The 17555-nt window shown below is 64.6% G+C and carries 15 protein-coding genes and 1 pseudogene; 11 read left to right on the top strand and 5 right to left on the bottom strand.

Going from position 1 to position 17555, the window contains the following annotated elements:
* Positions 1–49: 49 nt before the first annotated feature.
* Positions 50–316 (bottom strand): hypothetical protein, encoded by a 267-nt coding sequence (locus ABDW49_RS16480; RefSeq protein ID WP_343613150.1) that lies wholly within the window; start codon positions 314–316, stop codon positions 50–52.
* 28 nt (positions 317–344) lie between these two features.
* Positions 345–1715 (bottom strand): argininosuccinate lyase, encoded by a 1371-nt coding sequence (argH, locus tag ABDW49_RS16485; RefSeq protein ID WP_343614336.1) that lies wholly within the window; start codon positions 1713–1715, stop codon positions 345–347.
* A 67-nt stretch (positions 1716–1782) separates the two neighbouring features.
* Here argH and ABDW49_RS16490 point away from each other — a divergent pair, with 67 nt between their 5' ends.
* The 5 genes from ABDW49_RS16490 (at position 1783) to ABDW49_RS16510 (ending at position 6717) form a co-directional block, all read left to right on the top strand.
* On the top strand, positions 1783–2346 hold the full coding sequence (locus ABDW49_RS16490; protein ID WP_343613152.1) for a TlpA family protein disulfide reductase: 564 nt from the start codon (positions 1783–1785) through the stop codon (positions 2344–2346).
* Between the two features lie 155 nt (positions 2347–2501).
* Positions 2502–3932, top strand: coding sequence for an ATPase domain-containing protein (locus tag ABDW49_RS16495; RefSeq protein ID WP_343613154.1), 1431 nt, complete (start codon positions 2502–2504; stop codon positions 3930–3932).
* A 31-nt stretch (positions 3933–3963) separates the two neighbouring features.
* Positions 3964–4329, top strand: coding sequence for a response regulator (locus ABDW49_RS16500; RefSeq protein WP_343613155.1), 366 nt, complete (start codon positions 3964–3966; stop codon positions 4327–4329).
* A 139-nt stretch (positions 4330–4468) separates the two neighbouring features.
* A complete protein-coding gene (locus ABDW49_RS16505) occupies positions 4469–6382 on the top strand; it encodes a CocE/NonD family hydrolase (protein ID WP_343613157.1) in 1914 nt (637 codons plus the stop codon).
* A 146-nt stretch (positions 6383–6528) separates the two neighbouring features.
* Positions 6529–6717, top strand: a complete 189-nt coding sequence (locus ABDW49_RS16510) for a hypothetical protein (RefSeq protein WP_343613159.1) — start codon at positions 6529–6531, stop codon at positions 6715–6717.
* Between the two features lie 42 nt (positions 6718–6759).
* On the opposite strand, the gene ABDW49_RS16515 is transcribed toward ABDW49_RS16510, so the two are convergent.
* From ABDW49_RS16515 to ABDW49_RS16525, 3 genes are all read right to left on the bottom strand, one after another.
* The gene (locus tag ABDW49_RS16515) at positions 6760–8100 is read right to left on the bottom strand and encodes a methyl-accepting chemotaxis protein (RefSeq protein WP_343613161.1); all 1341 of its coding nucleotides are present in this window, start codon (positions 8098–8100) and stop codon (positions 6760–6762) included.
* A gap of 111 nt (positions 8101–8211) precedes the next feature.
* Positions 8212–8610, bottom strand: coding sequence for a Spy/CpxP family protein refolding chaperone (locus ABDW49_RS16520; protein WP_343613163.1), 399 nt, complete (start codon positions 8608–8610; stop codon positions 8212–8214).
* The gene (locus ABDW49_RS16525) at positions 8597–9118 is read right to left on the bottom strand and encodes a hypothetical protein (protein WP_343613165.1); all 522 of its coding nucleotides are present in this window, start codon (positions 9116–9118) and stop codon (positions 8597–8599) included. The genes ABDW49_RS16520 and ABDW49_RS16525 overlap by 14 nt, the downstream gene beginning before the upstream one ends.
* A 632-nt stretch (positions 9119–9750) precedes the next feature.
* Here ABDW49_RS16525 and ABDW49_RS16530 point away from each other — a divergent pair.
* The 6 genes and pseudogenes from ABDW49_RS16530 to ABDW49_RS16555 form a co-directional block, all read left to right on the top strand.
* Complete coding sequence (locus ABDW49_RS16530) at positions 9751–12261, top strand: TonB-dependent receptor (protein WP_343613167.1); 2511 nt, start codon at positions 9751–9753, stop codon at positions 12259–12261.
* A gap of 198 nt (positions 12262–12459) precedes the next feature.
* Complete coding sequence (locus tag ABDW49_RS16535; protein ID WP_343614338.1) at positions 12460–13524, top strand: MsnO8 family LLM class oxidoreductase; 1065 nt, start codon at positions 12460–12462, stop codon at positions 13522–13524.
* On the top strand, positions 13521–14864 hold the full coding sequence (locus tag ABDW49_RS16540; protein ID WP_343613169.1) for an LLM class flavin-dependent oxidoreductase: 1344 nt from the start codon (positions 13521–13523) through the stop codon (positions 14862–14864). Before ABDW49_RS16535 ends, ABDW49_RS16540 begins: the two co-directional genes overlap by 4 nt.
* Complete coding sequence (locus ABDW49_RS16545; RefSeq protein ID WP_343613170.1) at positions 14861–16048, top strand: M20 aminoacylase family protein; 1188 nt, start codon at positions 14861–14863, stop codon at positions 16046–16048. Before ABDW49_RS16540 ends, ABDW49_RS16545 begins: the two co-directional genes overlap by 4 nt.
* Before the next feature lie 26 nt (positions 16049–16074).
* Positions 16075–16632 carry a GNAT family N-acetyltransferase gene (locus ABDW49_RS16550; RefSeq protein ID WP_343613171.1) on the top strand — a complete coding sequence of 186 codons (558 nt, stop codon included), beginning with the start codon at positions 16075–16077 and terminating at the stop codon, positions 16630–16632.
* Positions 16629–17531 (top strand): annotated as a pseudogene (locus ABDW49_RS16555) (amino acid ABC transporter permease); the annotation flags it as partial. The gene ABDW49_RS16550 and the pseudogene ABDW49_RS16555, both read left to right, overlap by 4 nt.
* Positions 17532–17555 lie beyond the last annotated feature (24 nt).

The raw sequence follows: 17555 nt of genomic DNA on the forward strand, positions 1-17555 counted from the left end.
TTCCTGAAATTTGTTTAAAAGGGTCCGCCGCCCGGACAGTCAGGCCCGCTCAGGGGTGCACATCTTCCTTGGGCGGCAGATCGAAGGGATCGTCGGAACGCGGCTCGCTGCGCGTATGCAGTTCGACATTGCGATCGGGCCGGTTCTGCGAGGTGTTCTTCAGCAGCTCGTTCGCATTGGACTGATAGGGGCGGCCGTAAGGGGCGACCGGCAGATGGTGCCCCTGCCGGGGTTTAAGCTCTGCCATCTGACCGCAGCCCGACAGGGCGGCAAGGCTTGCCACCAGCAGGATCGGGCGAAGGACGGTCAGACGCATGGGCTTTCCTTTCGCTTTTGCGCAGACTTTAGAGGCCAAGAGCCGTGCGGGCCTGGACGACGCGCTTCTCTACCTCAACCGGGGCGGTTCCGCCATGGCTGGCGCGCGAGGCCACCGAAGCCTCGACCGAGAGCGCCGGGAAGACGCCTTCATCGATGCGCGGATCGATGGCCTGCAGTTCCGCAAGGCTGAGCTGGTCGAGCGCAACGCCCTTGGTTTCGGCCAGCTTCACGGCGGCGCCGGTGATGTGATGGGCCTCACGGAAAGGGATGTTGGCCTGACGGACCAGCCAGTCGGCCAGATCGGTGGCGGTGGCATAGCCCAGTTCCGCCGCCTTGCGCATGCGGTCGGTGCGGAACTTGGTGCTTTCCACCATGCCGGTCATGGCGGCGAGGCACAGGGTGAGCAGGCTGGCGGCCTCGAAGACCGGCGGCTTGTCGTCCTGCATATCCTTGGAATAGGCGAGCGGCAGGCCCTTCATGGTGATCATCAGGCTGGTGAGGCTGCCGATGATGCGCCCGCTGTGGCCGCGCACCAGCTCGGCGGCGTCGGGGTTCTTCTTCTGCGGCATGATGCTGCTGCCGGTGGACAGCGAATCAGGCAGGGTGACAAAGCCGAAGGGCTGCGAGGCCCAGATGATGAACTCCTCGGCCAGGCGCGAGAGATGCAGCGCGGCCTGAGCCGCCGCCATCAGATAATCCAACGCGAAATCGCGGTCCGAGACCGAATCGAGGCTGTTGTCGGTGGGGCTGTCGAAACCCAGCGCCGAAGCCGTGGCGAAACGGTCGATGGGGAAGCCCGTGCCCGCCAGTGCCGCGCTGCCCAGCGGCGAGCGGTTCATGCGCGCACGCGCATCGGCAAAGCGCGAAACGTCGCGGCTGGCCATCTCGTAATAGGCCATCAGATGGTGGCCCAGCGTGACGGGCTGCGCGGTCTGCAGATGGGTGAAGCCGGGCATGATGCTGTGGGCATGTTCGCCAGCCCGCGTCACCAGCGCCTTTTGCAGGGCATTGAGGCCGACCAGAGCGCTGTCACAGGCATCACGCACCCAGAGACGGAAATCGGTCGCCACCTGATCGTTGCGGCTGCGCGCGGTGTGCAGGCGCCCGGCCACCGGGCCGACCAGCTCGGCCAGGCGGCTTTCAGTGGTCATATGAATGTCTTCAAGGTCCCAGTTTTCCGGGACGCCGTTCACCGCATATTCCTCGGCGACCTTGTCCAGACCCTGCGCAATCGTGGCGGCATCTTCAGCCGAAACAATGCCCTGAGCGCCCAGCATCGCGACATGCGCCTTGCTGGCGGCAATATCCTGCTTCCACAGGGCCTTGTCGAAAGGGATCGAGGCGTTAATCTCACGCATGATTGCCGCGGGCCCTTCGGCGAAGCGCCCGCCCCACATCTGGTTGGAGCCTGCCTTGCTGTCTTGCCCTTCACTCACGCGCGTCGTCCTCGGATCTATGCTGGTCATGCCGTTACTTGGCGGCTGCGATAGGCAAAGCGGCGCTGCGACGCAACAGGCGGAGTCGGTCTCCCCGGCCAATTCATCGCCCAATTCGGCAGAAGCCGCCCCGGCAAGCGGTTTCGACCGCACCCATCGCGGCACCCCCATCCCGGATCTCACGGTCAGCGGGCTGGACGGCAAGCCTGTGGCGCTGGCTTCGCTCAAGGGCAAGCCGCTGCTGGTCAATCTCTGGGCGACATGGTGCGCGCCCTGCGTCGCTGAACTGCCCACGCTGGACAAGCTGGCCGGTGACAAGGCGGCTTCGCTGCGCGTGGTTGAAATCTCTCAGGACAGCGGCGAGGATGGCTCCGCCGCCACCAAGGTCAAGGCCTTCTGGGAGCGCAAGAACCTGACCCATCTCTCGACGCTGATCGACCCCAAGGGCGAGGCCTCGACCAAATACGCCGCCACCACCCTGCCCACCACCGTCTATTACGATGCGCAGGGGCGCGAGGTGTGGCGCCTTGTCGGCGGCCATGACTGGTCGAGCGCCGAAACCGCCAAGCTGCTCGCAGAAACGGCCGGCTGACCTCCGCGCGAAACCCCGCCCGCCCTTCCGGCCAACCGGTGAGCGGGTGACACCATGCAAATGCTCTTTACGTCCCCCGCCGCTGCTGTAGGACGGGCAGCGGATGATTGCCGGTCTGCATGTTCAGGACGGGCGCCTTTTGAGAAAGACCACCGATGCACGACATGTCTCGCCTGACGACCGGGATCAGTGGGCTGGATCAGATTCTGGCGGGCGGCTTTATCGCGGGCGCCTCCTACATCATCCAGGGCCAGCCGGGCGCGGGCAAGACGATCCTGTCGAACCAGATCGCCTTCAGCCATCTTCGCGACGGCGGCAAGGTGCTCTATGTCACGCTGCTGGCCGAAAGCCATGAGCGGCTGTTCCAGGCCCTCGACGTGCTCGACTTCTTCGACCGGTCCAAGCTGGGCAATGACATCACCTATGTCAGCGTCTTCCAGACCCTGCGCGACGAAGGGCTGGACGCGGTGGTCAAGCTGCTGCGCCGCGAAACCAAGCGGCAGGGCGCCACCCTGCTGGTCTTCGACGGGCTGCTCAACGCCCGCGACCGCGCCGAGACCGATTTCGACGTGAAGACCTTTGTGGCCGAAATTCAGGGTCAGGCGGCGTTCGTGGGCTGCAGCGTGCTGTTCCTCACCAGCTCCAGCGTGAAGGAGATCAGCCCCGAGCATACGATGGTCGACGGCGTGGTCGAACTGACCGATACGCTGGCGGGCGTGCGCTCCTTGCGGCAGATCCAGATCCGCAAGTCGCGCGGCAGCAAGGCGATCGGCGGGCTTCACGAATTCGAGATCAGCGATAGTGGCATCACCGTCTATCCCCGGCTGGAGGCGCTGGCCGATCCCGCCATCGCTTCGCTGGAACCCGCCACGGGCCGGGTCGGCTCGGGCCTTGGCGAGCTGGACACGCTGCTGGGCGGCGGTATTCCGCGCGGCTCGGTCACGCTGATCGCCGGGCCAACCGGTGGCGGCAAGACCACGCTGGGCCTGCACTTCCTCTCGCAGTCCAGCGTCGAGGAACCGGGATTGCATTTCGGCTTCTTCGAGACGCCGCATCGCCTCTATGCCAAGGCACGTTCGCTGGGCATCGCCCTGCCCTCCAGCGGTAGCCCCGAACTGACGCTGCACTGGACCTCTCTGTCGGACAACATCCTCGACAAGCTGGGCGATCAGTTGCTGGGTCAGGTGCAGAAGCTGGGGGTCAAGCGCCTGTTTATCGACGGCTTCGGCGGTTTCGAGCGCGCCGCGCATCACCGCCCTCGCCTGATCGAATTTTTCGCCAGCCTGGTGGATCGCTTGCGCGCGCTCGGCGTTACAACATTGGCGACCTGGGAAATCCGCGAAATCGTGGGAACCGATGTCACCGCGCCGGCACGGGATCTGTCAGCCATTCTGGATAACATGATCCTTCTGCGCCAGGTCGAGGAGGACCATCGCCTTGTCAGGTCGATCTCAGTCCAGAAAGTCAGGGACGGGAACTTCGATTCCGCCGCTCACCTCATCGACTTTGCCGAAGGGGGGCTGGCGATCGGGGCCTCGCTGCATCATGAGCTGGCCGCCTCCTCCGTTGATCCGATCGACGGCTGAAGCGCCGTGACCGGACGGAGGTGCCCCTGACATGGCGCTGATCCTTGTCGCCGATGACGAATATTTCCTCGCGGTCATGCTGGCCGACATGCTCGAGGACGAAGGGCATGAGGTGCAGACCGCGCCCAATGGGCAGGCCGCGCTTGCCCTGATGCGGCAGGCCAGGCCCGCGCTGCTCATCACCGATTTCATGATGCCGATCATGACCGGACTGGAGCTGGCCGAGGCGATGCATGCCGATGCCGCTCTGGCCGACATCCCGATCATTCTGGTGAGCGGCGCGCAAGGCGGCATCGCCCGCGAAAAGCCCGAGCTGTTCCAGGCGGTGTTCGACAAGCCTTATCAGCGCGACGGCCTGCTGGCCGAGGTGGAGCGCATGCTGAACGGGCAAGGCTAAGCGAGCAGGCGATCCAGCCTGCAATCGTAAAATCGGGGCAAAAATCGCGCCGGGCATGAACACGGATTGTCACGTCTCACGACGCGTTCCATAGTGGTTCATCGCCCTTTTGCTCCCCCCTTTCAAAGGCGTTTCATTCATGCCGAAACTCTCCGCGCGTCTTGCGCTGGCTGCCTGCTCCGTGCTGGCGCTGGGCCTCACCCCTTTCGCTGCTCAGGCCAAGCCCGCCAAAGCGGAAACCTCCCAGCAGGCCAGCGACATCCCCGCCAAATGGGAAGCCCCCCGCACCGGCTACGATTACAACCTCCGCGAGGTGATGATCCCCATGCGCGACGGGGTGAAGCTGCACACCATCATCGCCATCCCCAAGGGCGCCAAAGGCCTGCCCATGCTGATGGAGCGCACGCCCTACGACGCCAACAGCTTCCTCAAGCCCAACATCCCCCATCTGCGCGACGCGGTGTGGTCCGCCAACCGCGAATGGGTCGATGATGGCTACATCTTCGTCTATCAGGACATTCGCGGCAAATATGGCTCGCAAGGGCCCTACATCATGACGCGCCCCCCGCGCGGGCCGATGAATGACAGCAAGACCGACGACACCACCGATTCCTACGACACCGTCGACTGGCTGGTAAAAAATCTGCCTGAATCCAATGGCAAGGTCGGCCTGATCGGCTCTTCCTATGATGGCTGGACGGTGACGATGGCGCTGCTGGGGCCGCACCCCGCCGTCAAGGCCGCCGCGCCCGAAAGCCCGATGATCGATGGCTGGATGGGTGACGACTGGTTCCATTACGGCGCCTTCCGCCAGATCAACCTCGACTATTTCACTGAGCAAAGCAGCAAGACCGGCAAGGGCGAAGCCGTGCCGCGCAGCAGCTATGACGATTATCAGGCCTTCCTCGATGCCGGCACGGCGGGCGCCTGGGCCACCACCAACGGCTTCAAGCAGCTGCCCTGGTGGAACCGCCTCTCCAGCCATCCGGCCTATGACAGCTTCTGGCAGGATCAGGCGCTGGACAAGCAGGTGGTCGCCAAGCCCTCCACCGTGCCCACCCTGTGGTTGCAGGGTCTGTGGGATCAGGAGGATATGTATGGCGCGGTCCACAGCTATGAGGCGCTGAAGGCCGCGGGCCATGACAACAACCATCTGGTGATGGGTCCATGGTATCACAGTCAGGTCAACCGCAGCGCGGAGAGCCTTGGCGCGCTGAAATGGCCGGGCGACACCGCTGCCGATTTCCGCCGCGACACGCTGATCCCCTTCTTCGACACCTATCTGAAGGACCGCGCGCCCGCCACGCCCCAGCCCTCGGCGATGATCTACAATCCGGCTGAAAAGCATTGGGACAGCTTCGCGCAATGGCCCGGCGTGCCCCAGAGCGGCCTCACGCCCTTCTACCTGCAGACCGGCAACGGCCTTGGCACGCAGCAGGCCAGCGGCGCGGACAGCTACGTTTCCGACCCCGCCAAGCCGGTGCCCTTCGAGCCCCTGCCCGCACGCTTCGCCGATCACCCCAGCTGGGCCGCCTGGCTGGTGCAGGATCAGCGCTTCGTTTCGACGCGCCCCGATGTGCTCAGCTACCAGACCCCGGTGCTCGACCATGACGTGCGGCTGGAGGGTGCGCCCTTCGTCGATCTCTTCGCCCGCACCACCGGCAGCGATGTCGATTTCGTGGTGAAGATCATCGACGTCTATCCGCCCACCTATGCCGAGCAGCCCGAGCTGGGCGGCTATCAACTGCCGATCAGCCTCGACATCTTCCGTGGCCGTTATCGCGACGGCTTCGACAAGCCTGCCGCGGTTCCGGCGGGTCAGGTGCAGGAGTACAAGTTCCGCCTGCCCACGGTGAACTATACGGTCAAGCCGGGCCACCGGATCATGGTGCAGATCCAGTCCTCGCTCTTCCCGCTCTATGACCGCAACCCGCAGACCTATGTGCCCAACATCTTCTTCGCCAAGCCCGAGGATTTCCAGAAGGCCACCATCACGCTGGAACACGGCCCCGATGGCCAGAGCGCAGTGCTGTTGCCGGTGGTCAAGCAGTAGGACAAACTCAGCCCCCGTGCGGAAGGGACGCCGGGGTGTTTGCGGTGGATGAAACATCATCGCCGCTCAACAGTTTGCTTAAGAGGATGGGGCTCGCACGCTGGCAGCAGCGCGCGAGCCCTTCCGTTTTCTGCAAGGAGGCAGACATGCTGCGCAAACTGACACGCCCCATGGCTCTGGGCATCATGATGCTGGCCATCGGCACACTGGCGGCTTGTGACGATGACCACCGTCACCCCCGCTGGGACCGCGGCGGCTATGGCCATGACCGCGACCATCGCGACGACCATGATCATGGCGGCTATCATGACGACAACCACTGGGGTCCGCACTGATCACAGCCCGGCAGGGGAACATTAAACCTGCCCTGAGTGCTGTCAGGCCACCCGCCTGATCCGGCCAAAGCGCGTCGGGCCGCCCGAGGTGATATCCCCCGCGCGAAACCGCGCCAGCTCCTGCATCAGCGCATCGGATTGCGCCGCCAGCCCTTGCGCGGCGGCGCTGGTTTCCTGCGAGGCGGCCGCATTGCCCTGCGTGATCTGGTTCATCTCGCTGACCGTGCCATTGGCCTCGCGCAGGCGCTTGGCCTGATCGTTGGTGTCGCAGGCGATACGGCTCATCACCTCGCTGATCTGGGCGACACCCTCGGCAATGCTCAGCAGCGCCTCGCCGGTCTGGGTGACCAAAGTCACGCCCTGCGCCACCTGCGCGGCGGATCCAGCGATGCGCCCCTTGATGTCGCGTGCCGCATCGGCGCTGCGCTGGGCCAGCGCACGCACCTCGGTCGCAACCACGGCAAAGCCGCGCCCGGCTTCTCCGGCGCGGGCCGCCTCGACCCCCGCATTGAGCGCCAGCAGATTGGTCTGGAAGGCAATGCCGTCGATCACGCTGACGATGGCGGCAATCTCGCGCGAGGAATGCTCGATGGCAGCCATGGCCTCGACGGTGCTGGTCATCACCGCGCTGGAATCCTCGGCCTGACGCCGGGTTTCGCTCACCAGCGCATTGGCCTGTGTCGCGGAACTGGCCGATTGCGCGATGGCAGCCCCGATCTCGCCCAGCGCCTCGACGGTGGCTTCGGCCTTGATCGACTGCACCGAGGCCCGGCTTGAGGCATCCTGAGCAGCCTGCTGGATATCCTCGGCACTGCGCGCTACCAGTTCGGCGGTCAGTTGCACCTTGCTCATCGAGGCGGCGAAAGCAGCGGCGGTGCTGTTGAAGCTTTCGCGCAGTCCCTCGTAATCGGCGCGAAACGGGCGATCGAGATGGCAGGTCAGATTCCCGCGCGACAATTCGCCCAGCCCATGGCGCAGCTCGTCGATCACCGCCGCGGTTTCAGCCAGATTCTGGATCATCACCAGAATGGAATTCACCCCATCGAGCTGCGTGGGGATCAGCGTCACCAGAATCCGCACAATATTGCCATGCGGATCAAGATTCAGCCATTCGAAGCGCGACATGCCTTTTTCGCGCGCCTCGCGCTGGCGTTCGGGGACATGATCGGCCGAAGGGCGCCCGTCGCTCTGCACCGGCGCGGAAAAGTCCTCCGGGGTACGTCCGATCATCTCCTCGCGGCTATAGCCATAGATGCTGGCGCAGGCCTCGTTGCAGGTGGCAAAGACGCCATTCTGGATCAGCAGCAGTCCATCGGGCGACAGCTCGAACAGCCCCTTGGCCAGGCTCATTTCGAGGGACGGCTTCTCCTTGCGCCAGAACATGCTCGCGATCACCCGGTTGCAGACAGGCGCCCATTCTAGGGTCCGTCTGGTAAAGGCGAGCGCATCCCGGACCTAGGGACAATCACGAAAGCCGGCCGTCAGGCGCCCCGGTCATGGCGCCTTGGCAGCCTGCGCGGGCGGCAGGGTCTGGATGTCGAACACCTTCTGCTGCTCGGGCGTGAGCGTGGCATAGAAGCTGCGCAACGCCTGCGCCTGCTGGTGGAGGTCGGCCATCTCCTGCTTCATCTCGGCCTCCATCAGCTCCATGCGCTGCGGCGCGGAGAGCGTGGGAAACAGCCCGGCGGCGCTGCGCCGCCGCTCCTGCGCGTGGTTGGGCATCTCTGCCTGTGCGCGATAGGCCTGCCAGCCTACCTCCTGCTGAGGAGTGAGACGCAGATAGTCATGCAGCTTCTGCACCGAAGTCACGCCGACGCTCTGGCTCCAGGCCGGGGCGGCAAAGGTCATCGCCGCCCCCAACACCAGCATAGCGCCCCGCTTACTGGCAGCCATTGGCGGCAACCCAGTGATACTGCTGATCGGCACCCCATTGCCAGTTGCCACAGGCCGAAGACGGCGGCGCGGCACCATTGTTGCCCGGCACATAACCATTGACCGAGCCCTGCGGCTGCACCGGCGGGGCCTCATCAGGCACAGGATCGGCATCGTAGTAAGTGCCAGGATAGTCACCATAATAGCCATAGCCCGGCCATCCCCACAGCCAGGGATCGCCATAAAAGCCATACCCCCAGCCCCAGCCGGGATAGCCGCGCACGCCCCATCCACCGCGATAGACCACGCCGCCACGATAGACGCCGCCACCGTGATAGACACCGCCCCCACGGAAGCCTCCACCGCCGCCACGAAAACCGCCACCGCCCCGGAAACCGCCGCCACCTCCCATATGGGCGCCACCACCGCCATGGCCGCCTCCCCCGCGCTGGGCCTGAGCAGCGACCGGCGCGCAGATCAGCGCCAGCCCCGCGATCATGCTTGCAACATGGCCCGACAGAATTTTCATGGATGCTTCCTTTCAAGTCAGGGCGCTGACGGCGAAGGTCCGTTTTGGGGTCCGTCCTGGGAAGCCATACCGGGGATCGTCGGTGACGCTTGGGATCTATGCAACACTGGGCGGCTGTGGCCGGATCAACCTGTCGGAGTAGCAGGCTGACGGCGGCGAAAGCCGGAGCGCAATATCGCAAACCCAGTGTTAACCCTGGCTGACTCGACCAGGCGCAAAGGCGACAAAATCGCGCCATTCCGGCCCGTTGCCTGAAGCAGGTGGCACCGTGAAAAGACCCGGACCTTAATTCCTATTTTTAAACTAGGATATAAACAATTTCTACAACGCCGGAAAGGCATGCCCCTTCACATGAGCAGTGCAAATATCCCCCTTACGGCGAGCGAGCACATCGCAATGCCAGGGACAGGTGCCATGTGAAGGCCTGTATCTCCCATGAAACATCGGAAACATTACGTCTTGTGCATCGCAGCCCAAAGAAAGCGATCCAACCAATCGCCATCACGAAACCTTTTTCCGCCCAGCAATATCCGACATCATTTTATGATATTCGGTCATAATAAATTATAATCGGTTCCACATCCGTCATTTCCGCCGACTTTTCGCCCAACTTTGGACGAACGGAGGCATTGATGACCGCAAGACACAAGGTCGCACGACCATTCACATCACTGGCGGCAACCACGCTGGCCCTGGCGGCACAGAGCGCACTGGCCAGCACGGCACCAAGCCTTACCGATCCCGCGACCACAGCCGGAGACGACACCGGCTCGGCCATCATCGTCACCGGCACCCGTGCGCGCGGCATCACCCAGGCCGAAAGCCCCACGCCGATCAAGGTGCTGGACGGCAACGCGCTGGGCAAGGTCGGCCAGCCCAGCGTCACGCAGGAACTGGCGCAGCTGATCCCCTCCTTCAGCGCCCAGAACTTCGGCGGTAACACCTCCAACCTGACCTTGAGCGCAAGGCTGCGCGGTCTCAGCCCCAATCACACGCTGGTTCTGGTGAACGGCAAGCGGCGCCACGGCACCGCCAATTTCGGCGTCAGCGGTGGTGCCTTCGGCGGCAGCGCGGCCGCCGACCTCGACCTCATCAGCCCGGAATCGATCGACCATATCGAGGTGCTGGAACAAGGTGCCGCCGCGCAATATGGCTCCGACGCCATCGCGGGCGTGATCAACATCATCCTGAAAAACAAGGACCATGGCGGCACGCTGGATGGCAGTGTCGGCTCCTATTACGACACTGGGGGGCTGACCGGGGGCGTCGGGCTCAATCTGGGCACGAAGCTGGGGGACCGTGGCTTCCTCAACATCACCGCCTTCCACCGCTATCACGATTACAGCGTGACCAGCGGGCTGGACAAGCGGGTGGTGAATTCCAATGGCAATCTGCTCTCCACGCTCAGCCCGGCGCAAAAGGCGCTCTACAGCGCGCTGCCCGGTTTCCCCAATGTCAATCCGATCACCGGGGACGCGCGCACCCATCTGACCAATCTGCAATACAATGCCGGTTACGATCTGGGCGATGTGCAGCTTTACAGCTTCGGCAGCTATTCGCGCAAAGTGGCCAATTCACAGCAGAATGTGCGCCTGCCCGACCGTGTGATCGCCTCCTCTGTCCTGGGCGTGGCCGGCACGCTCGGCGCCAGCGACGCCATCCTGTTCGCCCCCAACGGCTTTATCCCGCTGATCGGCATCAAGGAAAACGACTTCGCCTTCACAGGCGGCGCCAAGGGCCAGATCGCGGGCTTCAACTTCGACCTCAGCGGCAGTTGGGGTCAGGATTACGACGACGTCTACACGCTGAATGCGGCCAATTCGCAGCTTTTCGTCAACACCCATTACACGCCGTCGAACTTCTATGACGGGTCGTGGCGCGCGGTGGAATGGTCGCTGAATGCCGACTTCAACCGCGACATCGATCTGGGTCTGGCCAAGCCGCTCACGCTGGCCTTCGGCGCGGAGTATCGCAAGAATATCTATGCCATTACGGCAGGGGATCCGGCCTCCTATCAGTTGGGCGGCGCGCAGGCCTATCCCGGCTTCACCCCCACCGATGCGGGCGATCACAACCGCCACAATGTCGCGCTCTATGCCGACATCACCGCCCATCCGACCGAGAAATGGCTGATCGAACCGGCGGTGCGCTGGGAACGCTATTCCGACTTCGGCAACACCACCACCTTCAAGGTGACCAGCCGCTATGACTTCAGCCCGGCCTTCGGCCTGCGCGGCACAGTCAACACCGGCTTCCGCGCGCCCACCCTGCTGGAGGAATATTACTCCGCCACCAACCTGTCGCCGACCACGGCCACGGTGCAGCTACCGGCCAATTCGGCGGCGGCCAAATTTCTCGGCTTCCAGAATCTGAAGCCGGAAAAATCCACCAATTACAGCGCGGGTCTGGTGCTGCGCCCGGTCCCACGCCTGACGCTGACGCTCGACGCCTATCAGATCACCGTGCGCAACCGCATTCTGGCCACCAGCACGCTCTATGGCTCGGGCGGGTCGGTGAACTATCCGCTGGTGACGCAAGCCATCGCGCTCAACGGCAATTCGCTGGACCCCACCGTCACCATCACCGGCGTCTCGATCTACACCAATGCCGCCGACACGCGGACGCGCGGTGTCGATGTGGTGGCCAGCTATGCCAGCGACTTCGGCGATCTGGGCCGGGTGAACTGGACTTTGGCAGGCACCTACAACCAGACCAAGGCCACGAAGATCTACAGCGCCAGCGCTCTGATCCCGGTCAGCAGCACCTTCAGCGCCACCGCGCAATCCACGCTGGAAAGCAGCACCCCCACGCTCAAAGTCATCACCGGGGCCGACTGGACGCTGGGCAAGGTCGAGACCAATCTGCGCGGCACTTATTATTCGGCCACCCGCACCTATGTCACGCCGGGCACGGGGCTCTATCTGCAGCGGGTGCCCCCGGCGTTTATCATCGATCTCGACGTGGGGTATCAAGTCCGCAAGGGACTGCGTGTTTCGGCGGGCGCGAACAATCTGTTCAACATCAAGGCGCCCTGGTCCGACCCGAACCAGACCGGCGGCAGCATCTGGCGCACGCCGATCACCACCGCGCCCTATGGCATCAACGGCGGCTATTACTACGGCAAGGTGTCGGTCAACTTCTGACGTGACGGCATTCGGCCAAAGCCGGGGGGCTTGGCCGACTTTCGCCGATCGGGCGCGCCAGAGGCAGGCCCGGTCGGCGAAAGAATATCTTGGTTGGCGTAAGGCTAAACTTATTTCCTATTTAATAGATAGGATTTACGCTAAACATCAACGCCGCACCCGACTGGACTCGGCGCCATTGCAGGAGACCCACCGGCCATGACCTATCGCCTGAGCATCCTGGACAAGGCCCTGATCCCCGAGGGGCTGACCGCCCCCGCCGCGCTGGAACAGACCGTCGCTCTGGCTGTGCTGGCCGAACAACTTGGTTTTCACCGCTACTGGTTTGCCGAGCATCATGGCATCGCCGGCCTTGCCAGCAGCGCCCCGGAACTGCTGGCGGCCCATGTGTTGGCCCGCACCAGCCGCATCCGTGTCGGCACAGGCGGCGTAATGCTGCAGCATTATGCGCCCTTTAAGGTGGCGGAGAGCTTCAACCTGCTCGCTAGCCTGTCACCGGGACGGGTCGATCTGGGGGTGGGCAAGGCGCCAGGCGGCCTGCCGCATGCCACCCGCGCCCTACGCCCCGGCCAGAGCAGCGCCGCCCCTCAGGATTTCGCCGAAAAGCTGCGCGATCTCGATGGCTTCCTCACCGGGCGCCTGCCTGCCGATCACCCCTATGCCGGGGCGATCGCCTCCCCCCCAGCCGACCGAGCCCGCCCGCCGCATCCTGCTGGGCGCCAGCACCGACAGCGCCGCACTGGCCGCCGAGCTGGACTGGGGCTTCTGCTATGCCGGTCACTTCGATGGCGATCCCCGCCGCATGGCCGCCGCCTTCGATCTTTATCGCGACGCCACCGGGCGCAGCCCCCTGCTCGCGCTGGTCGCTTTTGCCGCCCCCAGCGAGGAGGAAGCCCGCCGCCTGATCGGCCCCTATCGCCTGTTGCGCCTGCATCTCCCCACCGGACAGACGGTCAACGTCCCCAATCTGGAGGTCGCAGCGGAATTCGCCCGGCAGGCCGGTGTGAGCGACTACACCACGCAGGAGATCGAACCCAATATCCTCTCCGGCACTGGCGAGCAATTGCGCGCCGCGCTGGACGAACTGAGCAACACGCTCGGCATCGAGGAATTCGTGATCGACGCCCCCGTGGCCGACCATGCCGCGCGCCGCGCCTCGCTGGAGGAACTGGCCCGCGCGATCCTCTCCCCCGCTGCCTCACGCGAAATCCTGCAACCCGCCTGATCCTACCCCCGCTGCCAGAAAGAAAGGTGCGCCCATGAGCAACAATCCCATCCCCTTCGGCATCATGCTCCATGGCCCCGGCGGGCATATGCATGCCTGGAAACACCCCAGCAATCCGGCCGACGCCAGCGTCAACCTGCCCTTCCTCACCCAGCAGACCCTCAAGGCCGAGGCCAACGGCATCACCTTCGCTTTCGTGGCCGACGGGCTCTACATCAACGACAAGTCGATCCCGCATTTCCTCAACCGCTTCGAGCCGATCACCGTGCTTTCCGCGCTGGCCAGCGTGACCACGAAGATCGGTCTGGCGGGCACCCTCTCCACCTCCTACAGCGATCCCTTCACCGTGGCGCGGCAGTTCGCCTCGCTCGATCTGATCAGTGGCGGGCGCGCGGGATGGAATGTGGTCACCTCCCCGCTGGAGGGCTCGGGCCGCAATTACGGGCGAGCCCATCCCGAACACGCCCAGCGCTATCAGATCGCCGACGAATATCTCACCGTCACGCAGGGCCTGTGGGACAGTTGGGATGAGGACGCCTTCCCCCGCAACCGCGAGACTGGCGAGTTCGTCGACAAAAACCGCTTCCGCCCCATCAACCACAAGGGGCCGTTCTTTCAGGTCGAAGGTCCGCTCAACATCGGGCGCTCGCCTCAGGGCCAGCCGGTGATCTTTCAGGCCGGATCGTCCGAGGCCGGGATCGGCCTTGCGGGCAAATTCGCCGATGCGGTCTTCACCGGCCCGGCGACCTTCGACGAAGCCCATGCATTCCGCGCTCAGGTACGGGCCAGTGCCGTGGTGCAGGGCCGCCCGGCGGATCATGTGAAGATCTTCCCCGGCATCGCCATCGTCACCGGCGCCACCGATGAAGAAGCCGAGCGCAAATATGACGCCATCGCCAATCTGCTGACCATCGATGACGCGCTGGATTATCTGGGCCGCTTCTTCGACCATCACGATTTCCGCGCCTATCCGCTCGACGGCCCTTTCCCCGATCTGGGAGACATCGGCGCCAACAGCTTCCGCTCCACCACCGACCGGATCAAGCAGGACGCCGCCGAAAACCGGCTTACGCTGCGCGAAGTGGCGCTGAAATCCGCCACCCCCAAGCCCCATTTCCTCGGCAGCGGCGCCAAAGTGGCCGAGGAACTGATCCGCTGGATCGATGGCGGCGCGGCAGACGGCTTTATCCTCGGCTTCCCCGTGGCGGCGCAGGGTCTGGACGATTTTATCGATTTCGTGATCCCCGAGCTTGAAAAGCGCGGCCGCTATGACCGCGTGCTGCATGGCGCCACCCTGCGCGATCACCTCGGCCTGCCCTTCAAGGAGAGCCGCCACAAGACGCCCGCCGCCTCCGCCCCCGAAAGGCAATCGGCATGAGCGATCTGCTGGACCGCCCCCGCAACACCGCGCCGGCCTTGGCCGCCATCGAGACCTTTATCGCTGACGCCATCGCCATCCGGCACGACCTGCATCACCACCCGGAACTCTCGCGGCAGGAGCATCGCACCGCGGCACTGGTGGCGGACCGGCTGCGCGAATGGGGCTATGAGGTCACCACCGGCATCGGCGGCAACGGCGTGGTCGGCACCTTGCGGCGAGGCAATGGCCAGCGCGCGCTGGGCATCCGCGCGGATATGGACGCCCTGCCCATCGCCGAGGCGTCGCAACTGGACTTCGCCAGCAGCGCTCCGGGCGTCATGCATGCCTGCGGCCATGACGGCCACACCGCCATCCTGCTGGCCACCGCGCGCTATCTGGCTGAAAACGGAGACTTCTCCGGCACGCTGCATCTGATCTTCCAGCCCGCCGAGGAAATCGGCCAGGGCGCCAAGGCCATGATCGACGATGGCCTTTTCGAGCGTTTCCCCGTCGATGCCGTCTATGGCCTGCACAATTGGCCGGGCCTGCCCGCTGGACGCTTCGGCTTTGTCGATGGGCCCGCCATGGCCTCGGTCGACTGGTTCGGCATCAGCATCAAGGGCAAGGGCGGGCACGGCGCGGCGCCTCAGGAGACCGTCGATCCGGTGCTGGTCGCGGCCCATCTGGTCACCGCGCTGCAGAGCATCGTGGCGCGCAATGTGGCGCCGCTCGATTCCGCCGTGGTGACGGTGGGCTCGATCCATGGCGGCGATGCGGCCAATGTCATTCCCGACAGCGTCGAGCTAAAACTCACCTCGCGCTCCTTCCGGCCCGAAGTGCGTGAAAGGCTGCAGCAGCGCATTCAGGATCTGGCCCACAGCATCGCGGAAAGCTTTGGCGCTACGGCACAGGTCGAACTGCGGCGCGGCTTCCCCAGCGTGATCAACCACAAGGCGGAAACCGACTTCGCCCGCGAGGTGGCCCGCGACCTGCTGGGCGAAGAGGGCATCATCCCCGATTTCGTCCCCCGCACCGCCAGCGAGGACTTTTCCTTCATGCTTCAGGAGCGCCCCGGCGCCTTCCTCTTCGTCGGCACCGGCGAGGGCGAGCCGCTGCACAGCCCGCGCTACCGCTTCAACGATGATGTCATCGCTCCGGCAGCCGCGCTCTGGGCACGCCTCGCCGAGAGCTGGCTCGTCTGAACGTCCAAATCTCAAGGAGACCGGCCATGAATGCACGCAGCGCGATCATTCAGGACAATCAACCGGATCAGGATCGGATCATCACCTCAAGCCCGCGCGACCCTCTGGCCAAACCGCTGCTGGAGGCTTTGGTCGGGGAATACACCACGCGCTATCACGATGTGATCGGGCGCGATCCGGGCGCGGCCCTCCATGAGGTCTATCACCGCTATCCGCCCGAGGCCTTCGAGGCACCGCAGGGCGGTTTCATCCTGCTGCTGCGGGGCGGCGTGCCGGTGGCGGGCGGCGCCTTCATGGCGCATGACGATCCGCAGACCACCGAATTCAAGCGCATCTGGACTCACGCCGATCACCGCCGCCAGGGTCTGGCCAAGCGCGTGGTCGAGGCGCTGGAGCAGCGCGCCGCCGCGCTGGGCTATGCCCGCGTCTATCTCACCACCGGCTTCCGCCAGCCCGAGGCCGAGGCGCTCTACAAGGGCCTTGGCTACACCGCGCTCTACGATCCGCTGGGCGACCGCGAGGCGCAATTCACCCTGCCCTTCGAAAAAGCCATCGGCCCCCGAAGGGAGGCACAATCGGCATGAACACCCTGCTGGCCGACACCGCCCCGCCCGAACTCCATCTCGCGGCAGTGCCGCCGCCCGTTGCCAGGCCCGCGCAGGCACAACCCTCAACGCAGGACTGGCAGCGATACCGCATCGTCCCGGCCCGCTATCCGGGGCGCACCGCTGCCACCGTGCTGGGGGCGCTCATCATTCTCGGCGTGGCAGTGTCGGTCTTCGGCAATCCGCGCTGGGGCTGGCCGGTCTTCGCGCAATGGTTCTTCACCGAGCCGGTGCTGGTCGGGCTTGGCCGCACCCTGCTGCTGACGGCGGTGGGCACCGTGCTGGGATCGCTGTTGGGCACGGTGCTGGCACTGGCGCGCGTTTCCGGATCGAAGCTGTTGGCGGGCGTGTCATGGAGCTATATCTGGCTGTTCCGCTCGGTGCCGCTGATCGTGCTGCTGCTGCTGCTCAACAATCTGGGCTATCTCTATGAGACGATCAGCCTTGGCGTGCCGCTGACGGACATCACTTTCGCCTCATGGTCCACCACCACGCTGATCGGGCCCTTTGCCGCGGCCGTGATCGGGCTCAGCCTCAATCAGGCGGCCTTTTCCTCCGAGATCATCCGGGGCGGCATTCTGTCGGTCGATCACGGTCAGCGCGAGGCCGCCGCCGCACTGGGCCTGCCGCGCCGCCGTCAGGTCTTCAACATCATCCTGCCGCAAGCGATGCGCAGCATTCTGCCCGCCGCCTTCAACGAGATCATCAACCTCGCGAAGAACACCTCGGTGGTCTACATTCTGGCCCTGCCCGAACTGTTCTACACCGTGCAGGTCATCTATCGCCGCAATCTGGATGTGGTGCCGCTGCTGATGGTGGCCACCGTCTGGTATCTCATCATCCTGACCGCCCTGTCGGCGGTTCAGCAACGCGTCGAGCGGCGTTTCGCACGCGGCGCCATT

Origin of the sequence: Novosphingobium sp. (genome assembly GCF_039595395.1) — a bacterium.
Taxonomy (GTDB): domain Bacteria; phylum Pseudomonadota; class Alphaproteobacteria; order Sphingomonadales; family Sphingomonadaceae; genus Novosphingobium.

Coding starts and splice junctions, on each gene's coding strand:
- ABDW49_RS16480 (WP_343613150.1), bottom strand. CDS start 316: ATGCGTCTGACCGTCCTTCGCCCGATCCTGCTGGTGGCAAGCCTTGCC.
- argH (WP_343614336.1), bottom strand. CDS start 1,715: ATGTGGGGCGGGCGCTTCGCCGAAGGGCCCGCGGCAATCATGCGTGAG.
- ABDW49_RS16490 (WP_343613152.1), top strand. CDS start 1,783: ATGCCGTTACTTGGCGGCTGCGATAGGCAAAGCGGCGCTGCGACGCAA.
- ABDW49_RS16495 (WP_343613154.1), top strand. CDS start 2,502: ATGCACGACATGTCTCGCCTGACGACCGGGATCAGTGGGCTGGATCAG.
- ABDW49_RS16500 (WP_343613155.1), top strand. CDS start 3,964: ATGGCGCTGATCCTTGTCGCCGATGACGAATATTTCCTCGCGGTCATG.
- ABDW49_RS16505 (WP_343613157.1), top strand. CDS start 4,469: ATGCCGAAACTCTCCGCGCGTCTTGCGCTGGCTGCCTGCTCCGTGCTG.
- ABDW49_RS16510 (WP_343613159.1), top strand. CDS start 6,529: ATGCTGCGCAAACTGACACGCCCCATGGCTCTGGGCATCATGATGCTG.
- ABDW49_RS16515 (WP_343613161.1), bottom strand. CDS start 8,100: ATGTTCTGGCGCAAGGAGAAGCCGTCCCTCGAAATGAGCCTGGCCAAG.
- ABDW49_RS16520 (WP_343613163.1), bottom strand. CDS start 8,610: ATGGCTGCCAGTAAGCGGGGCGCTATGCTGGTGTTGGGGGCGGCGATG.
- ABDW49_RS16525 (WP_343613165.1), bottom strand. CDS start 9,118: ATGAAAATTCTGTCGGGCCATGTTGCAAGCATGATCGCGGGGCTGGCG.
- ABDW49_RS16530 (WP_343613167.1), top strand. CDS start 9,751: ATGACCGCAAGACACAAGGTCGCACGACCATTCACATCACTGGCGGCA.
- ABDW49_RS16535 (WP_343614338.1), top strand. CDS start 12,460: ATGACCTATCGCCTGAGCATCCTGGACAAGGCCCTGATCCCCGAGGGG.
- ABDW49_RS16540 (WP_343613169.1), top strand. CDS start 13,521: ATGAGCAACAATCCCATCCCCTTCGGCATCATGCTCCATGGCCCCGGC.
- ABDW49_RS16545 (WP_343613170.1), top strand. CDS start 14,861: ATGAGCGATCTGCTGGACCGCCCCCGCAACACCGCGCCGGCCTTGGCC.
- ABDW49_RS16550 (WP_343613171.1), top strand. CDS start 16,075: ATGAATGCACGCAGCGCGATCATTCAGGACAATCAACCGGATCAGGAT.